Source organism: Actinomycetospora atypica, from assembly GCF_042653685.1.
Lineage (GTDB): Bacteria > Actinomycetota > Actinomycetes > Mycobacteriales > Pseudonocardiaceae > Actinomycetospora > Actinomycetospora atypica.
In genome coordinates, this window is record NZ_JBHSIV010000035.1 from 43,360 (window position 1) to 54,578 (window position 11,219).

Consider the following 11,219-nt stretch of genomic DNA (forward strand, 5'->3'; position numbering starts at 1 on the left):
CGCGGCTCAGCCCCGGACGTCGTCCTCGTCCCCGGGCCGGTCGTCGGGTCCGTCGGGCTCGTCGTCGAGGCCCAACGGGCCCAGGGCGGCGAGGATCTCCGGGAGGGCGAGCAGGTCGGGCGGCAGCCCGGCCGGGTCGGCCCCGATGGGCTCCGGCTCCGCGCCGGAGAGCCGCCGCAGCGCGTCCAGCCGCTGCGCCAGCTCCTGCCAGGTGGCGGCGATCGAGCGGTCGGTGCGGTCGGCCACCTCGAGGTAGCGGTGGAGCTCCGCGTCGAGGGTCGCGGCCCACGACCGGGCGGCCGCCGACACGGCCCCGGGACCGGGGGCGGGCCCGGGCTCCGCGGCGCCGAGCGCGCGGGCGGCGGCGGCGCGGGCGGCGACGTCGTCGGCGACCGCGAGGCCCGCGGCCTCCACCGTCTCGGCGGTCTCCGAGAGCATCGTGACGACCTCCTGGGTCGCCCGGCCCAGCAGCACCACCCGGTCGGCGACCTCCTCCGCCGACGGTCCCGACCACCGCTCCCAGAGCACCCCGGCCTCCTCGGCCAGGGCGCGGTGCCGGGCGCGCAGCCGCTCGGCAGCGCGGCGGAGGTCCTCCGCGCCGTCCGCGAGGGCCGCGAAGCGGATGCCGCGCTGCGCGCAGTGGCGGGCGAGCAGGTCGGCGGCGTCGACCGACGGCGCCGGCAGTCCGACCCGCGCCGCGACGGCGGTCCGTTCGGGCAGCACCGCCGCGATAGCGGCGATCGCCCGGTCGCCCGCGGCGAGGACCACGTCGGAGGACGCCGCGCCGAGGTCGGCCAGCCGCCGGGGCGGGGGAACGGCCGACAGGGCCGCGCGGTCCCCGCCGTCTCGCCGTGCCATCGGCCCAGAATCCCGCACGCCCCGCGGCGGAGCCACACCACCCCCGGTGGAGCGGGCGGCATCGTCGCTGCTTCCCTGCGCGCGACGGGCCGCCCGCCCGGTCGAGCCGCGGGGTCAGGCCCGGACGGTCGCCACGAGGGACGCGAGACGGTCCGCGACGTCGCGGGCGGCGTCCTCGGTGGGCGCCTCGACCATCACGCGCACGAGCTGCTCGGTGCCCGACGGACGCAGCAGCACCCGCCCGCGCCCGGCCAGGGCCTCCTCCTCGGCGGCGACGGCGTCGGCCACCTCGGTGGAGCCGCCCACGGCGGCCTTGTCGGCCACCGGGACGTTGAGCAGCACCTGGGGCAGCCGCTGCACGATCCCGGCGAGCTCGGCGAGGCTGCGTCCGGTGGTGCTCATCCGCGCCATGATGCGCAGCGCGGTGAGCAGCCCGTCGCCCGTGGTGGCGTGCGAGGGCAGCACCACGTGGCCCGACTGCTCCCCGCCGAGCGAGAACGCCCCCGAGCGCAGCTCCTCGAGCACGTAGCGGTCGCCGACCCCGGTGGTGCGGACCGTGATCCCGGCGGCCTCCATCGCGAGGTGCAGGCCGAGGTTGCTCATCACGGTGGCGACGAGCGTGTCGTGGGCGAGCTCGCCCTCGTCGTGCATCGCCACCGCGAGGAGCGCGAGGATCTGGTCGCCGTCGACCTCGGTGCCGTCGGCCGCCACCGCGAGGCAGCGGTCGGCGTCGCCGTCGTGGGCGATCCCCAGGTCGGCGCCGTGCTCGACGACGGCCTTGCGCAGCCCGTCGAGGTGGGTGGAGCCCACGCCGTCGTTGATGTTCCAGCCGTCGGGGTCCGCGGCCAGCGCGGTCACCCGGGCCCCGGCGCGCTCGTAGGCGCGGGGGGCGGCCAGCGAGGCCGCGCCGTGGGCGCAGTCGACCACCACGTGCAGCCCCTCGAGGGGATGCGGCGTGGCGAGCAGCAGGTGGTCGAGGTACCGGTCGAGCGCGTCGGTCACCTCGGTGATCCGCCCGATCCCCCGGCCCGTCGGACGCTCCTGTGCCTGCACGGGCCGGCCGACGTGGGCCTCGATCTCGTCCTCGACGGTGTCGGGCAGCTTGTGCCCGCCCGAGGCGAACAACTTGATGCCGTTGTCGGGCATCGCGTTGTGCGAGGCCGAGATCATGACGCCGAGGTCGGCGCCCAGCACGGCCGTGAGGTGCGCGACCGCAGGGGTCGGCAGCACCCCGAGGCGCAGCACGTCGGCGCCGGCCGCGGACAGCCCGGCGCAGACGGCGGCCTCCAGCATCTCCCCGCTCGCTCGCGGGTCCCGTCCCACCACCGCCACCGGACGCCCCGACGCACCACCGCCCGTGTGCTCGACGAGCACACGGGCGGCGGCGGAGGCGACGGTGAGCGCCAGCTCGGGGGAGAGTTCGGCGTTCGCGAGACCGCGGACGCCGTCGGTCCCGAACAGGCGACCCATCAGCGCTTCGAGTACTGAGGGGCCTTTCGGGCCTTCTTCAGGCCGTACTTCTTGCGCTCCGTCGCCCGCGCGTCACGGGTGAGGAAGCCGGACTTCTTCAGACCCGGGCGGTCCTCCGGGTCGACGATGATGAGGGCCCGGGCGATCGCCAGGCGCAGCGCGCCGGCCTGCCCCGAGGTCCCGCCGCCGTGCAGGTTCGCGTAGATGTCGAACTGCTCGGTGCGCTCGGTGTCGACCAGGGGCTCACGGATGAGCTGCTGGTGCACCTTGTTCGGGAAGTACTCGTCGAACGCCTTGCCGTTCATCGTCAGCTTACCGTTGCCCGGCACCAGACGGATGCGGACCACGGCCTTCTTGCGACGGCCGACGGTCTGGATCGGACGGTCGATCGAGGCGAAGACGGGGGCCGGGGCGTCGCCGAAGACCTCGGCGCCCAGCTCGTCGGACCCCGCGTCGCCCTCGGGCTCGGCGTCGGTGTCGAAGGACTCGGCCGAGAGGTCCGCGGCCGCGGCGAGCGACTGCCCGCCCTCCGGCGCCTCGGAGTTGTACTCGGTCTCGCCCGCAGTGGGCTCGTCGGGCGTGGTCACTGGCTCACCTGTCGGATCTCGTACGGTGCGGGCTGCTGGGCCGAGTGCGGGTGCTCGGGGCCGGCGTAGACCTTGAGCTTGCTCGCCATCGCCCGGCCCAGGCGGTTCTTGGGCAGCATGCCCTTGATGGCCTTCTCCACGAGACGGCTCGGGAAGCGCTCGAGCTCCTCGCCCACGGTGCGCTTCTTGAGCCCACCGGGGTAGCCGCTGTGGTGGTAGACGTAGCGGTCGTCCCGCTTGCCACCGGTGAGGGCGACCTTCTCCGCGTTCACGATCACCACGAAGTCACCCATGTCCATGTGCGGCGCATAGGTCGGCTTGTGCTTGCCCCGCAGCAGCTGGGCGGTCTGGCTCGCCAGACGGCCCAGGACGACGTCGGAGGCGTCGATGACGTGCCAGCGGCGGTCGATGTCGCCGGGCTTCGGACTGAACGTGCGCACGGAAGTTACCTCGTCACGGTCATACAGGGTCTGCGGTACGTCTGTAGGGGACACACGCTTGCGGCCGTGGCCCGGGGGCCGGATCCGCGGTGCATCTCCTCGCGGCAGGCGTTCACCGCGCAACGATGGTCCAGGGTACGCGGACGCCGCCGAGCTCCCGCCAACCACCCCCGTCAGTACCGCAGGGCGTTGCGGTGCTCCACCGCCCGGTAGGTCTGCTCGGCCGCGCCGAGCCGCCCGCCGATGAGCCCGAGCACCTGCGCGAGGTCGGCCCACGCGGTGTCGATCTCGCGCTGGCGGGCCTGGTACTGCTCGGCCGCCGCACCCGTCCAGGTCGCGACCAGCGGCGCGAGCTGACGCTTGAGGTCGTCGAGCCGGCCCTGGATCTGCGTCGCGGTGGCGGTGACGTTCTGCTGGGCGGCGGAGAGCTCGCCGAAGGTCACGCGGATCTCGTCCATGGTGGTGTCCCGTCCCTACGAGAGTGCCTGGGTGATCTGCGAGGTGGACGCCGCGACCTCGTCCTCGGCCGCGCGGTAGCTCACCCCGGAGACCTGGATCGACTCGCCGATCGCGGCGAGGGCGGCGTTGATGCGGTTCGCGTCGTCGTTCCACCGGGCCATCAGGCCCGTGAACGCGGTGGACGCGTCGCCGCGCCAGGTCGACTCGAGCGGCACCAGCTGGCTCCGCAGCTGTCCCAGCTGCGCGACGATCTGGTCCCGCACGTCGAGGACGTGCTGCCCGGCCCCCTGCATGGTCCCGGTCTGCGTCCCGAACTGCCCGGTCACGTCTGCTCCTCCCCGCCGGGGCCCTCCTCGGGGCCCGTCGATCCCGTCCTAAGAGACGGTGACATCCCGACGAGCGCCGTGGGTGCGCTTCGGGGAAACCCGCGGAGGTCCGCTCAGGGCGGGCTGCGCAGCGTCGACACCACGCGCGCGCACGCCGCGAGCACCTCGTCGCCCGAGACGTCGTCGTGCCGGCAGCCGACCGAGAGCTGGGTGGCGCCGAGGAAGACCACCACCCATTCGACCGTGGTGCCCGGGACCGGCACCTGGCGGTAGCTGGCCACCTCACGTCCGCCGAAGGTGGTCTCGGGCCGCAGGTCGGACACCCCGCCCCCGGAGGCGCGGGCCGCCTCGAACCCGGCGAGGAGCTGCGCGCGCGCCCCGGCCGGGTCGGCCGAGGGCAGGGCGCTCTCCTGCACGGCGATGAGGTTCGGGCCGCTCGGCTGGTCGACGGGCCGGACACGGCTGCGCCGGCTCGCGGCGTCGGTGCCGTCGGGGGTCCAGCCGGCGGGGAGCTCGTAGGCGTGGTCGAACGCCGAGACGACGGTCGGCGGGGTCGCCCCGGCCGTCGCGCCGTCGCCCCCGGTCCGCAGCCCCGCGACGGCGAGGATCACGACGACGACCGCGACGGTCGCGGCCGCGACGAGTGCCGCCCGCCGCCGCGGCGACCACCCCGCAGCGCCCGCCGGGGTCTCGTCGTCGGGGGCGCGCCGGGCCGGGACGAGGGAGTGCGCGATCCGCACCGTGGGCCCGTCCGGGTCGGCTCGAACTGGCACCACGCCGGACGGCACCGGAGCCACCCGGCCGGGGCGCGCGCCCGGCCGCTCCGGCGACGACCCCGCACCGGGGCCCTCGGGCGCGGCCCGGGCCGCGGTCGTCGGGAGGGCCGGCGGGAACGTGCTCGACGGGACGGCCCCCGAGGCGGTCGTCGGGACGGCGGACCGGGGAGCCGCCGGCCGGCCCGCCACCGCCAGCAGCGCCCCCCGGGCGACCACCGTGCGCGGCTCCGGCGGCACCACGGGCGGGACGCCGAGCTCGCGGTGCACGAGCGTGCTCAGCAGCGGCGTGCGCGCCAGGCCGCCGACCACGCGGACGCCGTGCAGGCTCCCCGGGTCGAGCCCGGCGTCCTCGACGGTCCGGGCGAGCAGGTCGACCAGGTCCTCGCAGGGCTCGCGCAGGAGGTCCTCGAGCTCGCCGCGCGAGCACCACGCCGTCCCCGCGGCCCCGGGCAGCGGGATCTCGGCCTGCTCGGCGTCGGAGAGCCGCTCGCGGGCGTCGCGGACGTCGTCGAGGAGCACCTGCCGGTGCCGGCGCTCGGGCAGCTCGGCGCCCGCCGCCACCGCCCGCAGCCGGTCGGCGCCGGGCGCGGACCCGGGCAGGGCCGCGAGGAGATGGGCGAGCAGGAGCTCGTCGGCGTGGTCGCCCCCGAAGCGCGACGACGACCGCGCGGCGAGCACCGTCCCCGCCTCGACGACCGCCGCGGACGCCGACCGCGCCCCCACGTCGAGCACCGCGACCGCCCCGCCGGCGGGCCCCGGGGCCATCCAGTGCGCGTGGGCCGCGGCGGCGACCGGCTCGGGCACCAGCTCGAGCCCGCCGGCCAGCCCGGCTCCGGCCCGGTGCAGGAGCCCGCGCCGGGTGCTCCCCCACGACGCGGGATGGGTGAGGACGAGCAGGTCGGGGCGCACGCCGCGCAGCGCGGGGCGGGCCCGGTCGACGGCCGCGGCCAGCACCGCGCCGAGGGCCTCCACGACGCCGACGACGCGGGTGCCGAGCAGCAGGGTGCCCTCGTCCACGTGACGTCGCGGCGACGCCTCGAAGCGGGCCGGGTCGGCGGCGGCGCGCCGGCGGGCCTCGGTGCCCGTCACGAGCCCGCCGCCGTCGGACGGGGCGAACACGGCGGCCAGGTCGAGGGCCAGCTCGGTCACCTCGGCGCCCGCCCCGGGGTCGACGGCGCCCGCGACCCCGGAGTCGCCGACGTCGACCGCGAGGCGCGCGCTCACGTGCCCACCCCGTCGTCGGGACGCGGCCGGATCGTCGTCCCCGGGTCGTGCCACGCGAGCTGGACGAGCGTGCCGGGCCGGCGGCGGGTGACCAGGACCGCCCGGCCCGGCGGGCGCGGGCCGGGGCGGGCGGTGCCGACGAGCGGGCCCTCGTCCCGGCTGCCGTGGCCCACCAGGCCGGGGGTGGCGAGCTCGCGCAGCCGCGCGAGGACCGGCTCGAACATCGCCCGGGCGGAGCCGCCCGCCCGGCGCGCGACGACGAGGTGCAGGCCCACGTCCTTGGCCTGCGCGAGCAGGTCGACGAGGGCGAGGAGCGGGTTGCCGGCCGCGCCCGCGACCAGGTCGTAGTCGTCGACCAGGACGAACACCTCCGGCCCGGTCCACCACGAGCGGGACCGGAGCTGCTCGGGGGTGACGTCGGGCCCGGGGAGGCGACGGTGCAGGGACGCGACGAGGTCGGTCATCGCCGACGCCGTGGCCTCGGTGGTGGAGGTGTAGCTGATGAGGTGCTCGGACTCGATCGCGCCGAGCAGCCCGCGCCGGGGGTCGACGACGATCAGCCGGGCCTGGGCGGGCGTGTAGCGGGTGACCACCTGGTGGGCCAGCAGCCGCAGCAGCGACGTCTTGCCCGACTCGCCGTCGGCGTAGACGACGAGGTGCGGGTCGGCGGCGACGTCGAGGACGACCGGTGCGAGCCGCTCCTCGTCGATCCCGACGGGCAGCAGGTGGCGCTCGCCGACGTCGGGGCCGGGCAGTGCGGCGACCTCGACCCGCTCGGGCAGCAGCTCCACGGCCGGGACGGCCGGCCCGGTCCAGGCGGCGGCGACGGCGTCGACGAGCCCGTCGTCGGGCAGCGCGACGAGGACGTGGTGGCGGTCGGGCGACAGGCCGCGGCCGGGCCGGTCGGCGGGAACGGTCGCGGCGAGCCGGCGGTCGACCTCGGACTCGCCGGCGTCGCCGAGGCGCAGCTCGATGCGCGTGCCGAGGGCGTCGGACAGGGCGGGCCGCAGCTCGGCCCACCGGTTCACCCCGATGGCCACGTGCACGCCGTAGGAGAGCCCGGTGGTGGCGAGGGTGACCACCGCCGACTCCAGCGCCTCGTGGTCGGCCCGGAAGGCGTGCCAGCCGTCGATCACGAGGACGACGTCGGAGGCGGCGTCGGGCAGCTCCTCCCCGCGCGCCCGCCGCGCCCGCAGGTCGGCGATCGAGGTGACGCCGTGCTCGCGGAACCACCGCTCGCGGGCCGTCGCCAGGGCCGCCACCTCGCCCACCACGCGGCGCACCAGGTCGGTGTCGCCCCGCCCGGCGACCGTGCCGACGTGCGGGAGCCGCGCCAGGCCGCCGAGGGTGCCGCCCCCGAGGTCGACGACGTGGAAGGCCAGCTCGGCCGGGGTGTGGGTGAGGGCGGCCGCCACCACGAGGGTCCGCAGCGCCGTCGAGGTGCCCGCCCGGGGCCCGCCCGCGACCACGACGTGCCCGGCCGCCCCGGACAGGTCGGCCCACAGCAGCTCGCGCCGCTGCTCGTAGGGCCGGTCGACCAGCCCGAGCGGCACCCGCAGCGTGCCGTCGGCGGGGAAGCCGGGCGCGGTCCACCCGCGGGCGGGGTCGGCCCGCAGCGGCGGGAGCAGGTCGGCGAGGGCCACCGGGCCCTCCAGCGGCGGCAGCCACACCTCGTGCGCGGGCGGCCCCGCCTCGCGCAGCCGGTCGACGACGACGTCGAGCACGCTCGGGACCTCGGGCGCGTCCTCGCGGTCGGGCTCGACGGCGGCCGGGGGCTCGTCGCCCGCGGGCGGGTCGACCCAGCCGCCGTGGAACGGCAGCGGCACCGCTCGTCGTCGGGACGCCCGGACCCGCGCGGCCACCCGGTCGAGGCGGCGCGACGGCCCCGAGACGTAGCCCGCGGTGAACCGCACCATCGTCGAGGTGTCCGAGCGCAGGTAGCCGGTGCCGGGCACCGAGGGCAGCGCCGCGGCGTCGGGGACGCCGAGGACCGCGCGGGAGTCGGCGGCGGAGAAGGTCCGCAGCCCGATCCGGTAGGACAGGTGCGAGTCGAGGCCGCGCAGACGGCCCTCGTCGAGGCGCTGCGAGGCCAGCAGCAGGTGGATCTGCAGGGAGCGCCCGAGCCGACCGATCGCGGTGAACAGGTCCGCGAGGTCGGGCTTCTGGTGCAGCAGCTCGGAGAACTCGTCGACCACGACGAACAGCGCCGGGAGCGGCGTGAGGTCGGCCCCGCGCTCGCGGGCCCGCTCGTAGTCGGCGACGGAGGCGAGGTTCCCCGCGGCGCGCAGCAGTTCCTGACGACGCGTCATCTCGCCCGCGAGGGCGTCCTGCATCCGGTCGACGAGCGCGAGGTCGTCGGCGAGGTTGGTGATCACCGCGGCCACGTGCGGGGCGTCGGCGAGCCCCGCGAAGGTGGCGCCGCCCTTGAAGTCGACCAGGACGAGGTTGAGTGCCGCGGACGAGTGCGTGGTGATCAGACCCAGGACGAGGGTCCGCAGCAGCTCGGACTTGCCCGAGCCCGTGGCGCCGACGCAGAGCCCGTGCGGGCCCATCCCCTCCTGGGCGGCCTCCTTGAGGTCGAGCTCCACCGGCTCGCCGTCCTCCCCGACCCCGAACGGCACCCGCAGCCGCTCCCGCGCGGGTCGGGACCGCCACGCGGCGGCGACGTCGAAGGTGTCGGGGGTGCCCGGGACGCCGAGCAGCTCGAGCAGTCCGGGCGTCGTCGGGCCGGGGCCTTCGCGGGCGGTGCCGGGGGTGCGGCACGGCGCGAGGCGACGGGCGAGGGCCTCCGCCTCGGCCTCGCGCAGCGCGTCGGGGCGGCCGAACCACTCGACGCCCGCGTCGGAGGCCGCGCCCACGCGGTCGGGTCCCCCGGCCGGGTCGGGCGCCACGACCAGGCGCAGGCCCCGCCGGCCCGTCAGCGGGTCGAGCCCGCCGTCGAGGTCGATCAGCGTGACGCCCGCGAGCCCGTCCTCGACGAGCACGTGGTCGCCGTCGCCGTCCTCGTCGGGCCGCGCGCCGTCGCACACGACGACGACGTGCGGCGCGCCCACCGGCGGTGCGGCGCCGCGGGTGAACCGCGGCCGGTCGGCGAGCTCGGGGGCCAGCCACGTCTCCACCGTCGCGATCGACGGGGCGAGCATCCGGACGGGGCCGGCGCCGTCGTGCAGCCGGGGGTGCGCGACGTGCGGCAGCCACTTGACCCACTCCCAGGCGGTGCGGGCCTCGCCCCCGGCGACGACCGCGAGCAGCAGGTCCTCCGGCCCGTGCAGCGTGACCAGCTGCGCGACCATCGCCCGCGCCAGGGCCCGGCGCCGCTCCACCCCGGCGGGGCTCGCGTCGGGCCCGGTGACCGCGATTGCGGCGAAGGCCCGCAGCGACACCGCGGTGGGGAGGGCCTCGACCACCGAGTGCGCCCGCACGAACCGGCGCAGCGCGGCGGTGGTGACCGGCTCGAGGTCGGTCACCGGGCCGGTCTGCGGCGGCACCAGCGCGGTGGCGAGGCGCTGGGCGCCGCGCCCGACGCGGACGTGCGCGAAGTCGGGGTCGCCGGGGCGGCGCTCCCAGGTGCGGGGGCCTCGGGCCAGCCCGACGAGGGCGTCGGGATCGGGGTGCGTCCACTCCAGGCTCGCGCGCTGCTCGACCGCGACGCCGCGGACCCGGCGCCGGACCTGCGCGAGGTAGCGCAGGTAGTCCGCCCGCTCGGCGTCGGCCTCGGCCCGGCGCTGCGCCCCGCCGCGGGAGAAGCCGCCCGCGACCATCCCGAGGGTGGACAGCGCGATCATGCCGCCGAAGAGCCAGGAGGTGGGGTTGTCGACGCCGAGGACCACGACGAAGCCCACCGAGGCCAGCACCATGACCAGCGGCAGCAGGCGTGGCAGCAGCCCCGTCGGTGCGGAGCGCGGTTCCTCCGGCGGCGCCTCGAGCGCCAGCTCGCCGCCCGGCATCGGCGGGGCGGCCTCGCGCGGCCCGCGGCGGACGACCTGCGTACCCACGCCCTCCCCCGTCCCCCTCGCCCCTCGGCGGATCCGGCCCGCCCGGATCTCCCTGTTCGCCGTACCCCGGCCCGGCGTGCTGGCCATACTAAGGAGCCGATCACCCGATCGGGGCACGATCCGCGCAGGTCGGCGACGACGAGCGGGAGGGGACGCGGTGAGCAACGGGCGCGTGGTGGCCGGCCCCGCGCCGGCCACGTGGCCGGCGGCGCGGCCGTCCGGGCCGGTGGTCCCGGCCCTGCCGGCCCCCGCCGACGAGACCTCCCCGGTCACCCGGGTCTCGGTCCTGGCGCCCGGCACGCGGGCCGACCTCGCCCTGCCCGGCGACGTGCCCGTCGCCGAGCTCCTGCCCGTCCTCGTCGAGCTCACCGGCGCCGACGCGCCGCCCGCACCCACCACCGCCTACGGCGAGCACGCCCCGGTCCGCAGCGCCGACCGCGCGGTCGGCACCGGCTGGACCCTCGCGCCCCTCGGGCAGGCCCCGGTCGACCCCCGTCGCACCCTCGACGGGCTGGGCGTCCTCGACGGCGACCAGCTGGTGCTGCGCCGCCGGGACGACGCGGCGCCCGCCCCGCTCTACGACGACGTGGTCGACGCCGTCGCCGAGTCCACGCCGGCGAGCTACCGGCCGTGGGACGCCGGGTGGGCCCACCGGACCGGGCTCGTCGCGGCGGTGACCGCGGGCGTCGGGATGCTCGGCGCCCTGCTCGCCGCCGGGCGCGGGCCCGGAACCGCCGGCGGCCTGGTGACCGCCGGGGCCGCGGCGGTCGTCGCCGTTCTCGCCGCGGTGCTGGCGGCCCTCGCCCCGCGTCTGGCCCGTCGGCCGGGTCCCGCCGCCGTCCTCGTCGCCCTCGCCACCGGCGCGGCCGCGGTGGGCGGGCTCGCGGCCGTCCCGGGGGCACCCGGCGTCCCGCTGCTCGCGGGCGCCGACGGTCCGCACCTGCTGCTCGCGAGCGCGCTGGCCCTGGTGACCTCCGGGGCGACGCTGCTCGCCGCGTCGCGCACCGACCGGGTCGCCCTCGCGGTGGGCACCGGCCTCGCCACGGCCGCGGCCCTCGGCACGCTCGTCGGCGCCGTGGCGACC

Annotated in this window: 9 protein-coding genes; 1 reads left to right on the plus strand and 8 read right to left on the minus strand. The window is 77.7% G+C overall.

Annotated elements, in window-relative coordinates:
* Positions 1 to 6: 6 nt before the first annotated feature.
* From ACFPBZ_RS24330 to eccCa, 8 genes are all read right to left on the minus strand, one after another.
* On the minus strand, positions 7 to 858 hold the full coding sequence (locus ACFPBZ_RS24330) for a WXG100 family type VII secretion target (RefSeq protein ID WP_378038698.1): 852 nt from the start codon (positions 856 to 858) through the stop codon (positions 7 to 9).
* Positions 859 to 972: 114 nt separating this feature from the next.
* The gene (gene glmM, locus ACFPBZ_RS24335; RefSeq protein ID WP_378038699.1) at positions 973 to 2,328 is read right to left on the minus strand and encodes a phosphoglucosamine mutase; all 1,356 of its coding nucleotides are present in this window, start codon (positions 2,326 to 2,328) and stop codon (positions 973 to 975) included.
* Positions 2,328 to 2,915 (minus strand): 30S ribosomal protein S9, encoded by a 588-nt coding sequence (gene rpsI / locus ACFPBZ_RS24340; protein ID WP_378038700.1) that lies wholly within the window; start codon positions 2,913 to 2,915, stop codon positions 2,328 to 2,330. The genes glmM and rpsI overlap by 1 nt, the downstream gene beginning before the upstream one ends.
* The gene (gene rplM / locus ACFPBZ_RS24345) at positions 2,912 to 3,355 is read right to left on the minus strand and encodes a 50S ribosomal protein L13 (RefSeq protein WP_378038701.1); all 444 of its coding nucleotides are present in this window, start codon (positions 3,353 to 3,355) and stop codon (positions 2,912 to 2,914) included. The genes rpsI and rplM overlap by 4 nt, the downstream gene beginning before the upstream one ends.
* 173 nt (positions 3,356 to 3,528) lie before the next feature.
* Complete coding sequence (locus ACFPBZ_RS24350) at positions 3,529 to 3,813, minus strand: WXG100 family type VII secretion target (protein ID WP_378038702.1); 285 nt, start codon at positions 3,811 to 3,813, stop codon at positions 3,529 to 3,531.
* Positions 3,814 to 3,828: 15 nt separating this feature from the next.
* The gene (locus ACFPBZ_RS24355) at positions 3,829 to 4,140 is read right to left on the minus strand and encodes a WXG100 family type VII secretion target (protein WP_378038703.1); all 312 of its coding nucleotides are present in this window, start codon (positions 4,138 to 4,140) and stop codon (positions 3,829 to 3,831) included.
* A 113-nt stretch (positions 4,141 to 4,253) separates the two neighbouring features.
* On the minus strand, positions 4,254 to 6,140 hold the full coding sequence (locus tag ACFPBZ_RS24360; protein WP_378038704.1) for a type VII secretion-associated protein: 1,887 nt from the start codon (positions 6,138 to 6,140) through the stop codon (positions 4,254 to 4,256).
* Positions 6,137 to 10,135: a type VII secretion protein EccCa gene (gene eccCa, locus ACFPBZ_RS24365; protein WP_378038705.1), complete on the minus strand. Its 3,999-nt coding sequence runs from the start codon at positions 10,133 to 10,135 to the stop codon at positions 6,137 to 6,139. Before eccCa ends, ACFPBZ_RS24360 begins: the two co-directional genes overlap by 4 nt.
* 157 nt (positions 10,136 to 10,292) lie before the next feature.
* Here eccCa and eccD point away from each other — a divergent pair.
* Positions 10,293 to 11,219, plus strand: a 927-nt coding sequence (gene eccD / locus ACFPBZ_RS24370) for a type VII secretion integral membrane protein EccD (RefSeq protein WP_378038706.1), incomplete at its 3' end; no start/stop codon positions are given.

Bases quoted from the DNA above. Each gene is read 5' to 3' on its own strand.
- ACFPBZ_RS24330 (WP_378038698.1), bottom strand. From the start codon at position 858: ATGGCACGGCGAGACGGCGGGGACCGCGCGGCCCTGTCGGCCGTTCCC.
- glmM (WP_378038699.1), bottom strand. From the start codon at position 2,328: ATGGGTCGCCTGTTCGGGACCGACGGCGTCCGCGGTCTCGCGAACGCC.
- ACFPBZ_RS24350 (WP_378038702.1), bottom strand. From the start codon at position 3,813: ATGGACGAGATCCGCGTGACCTTCGGCGAGCTCTCCGCCGCCCAGCAG.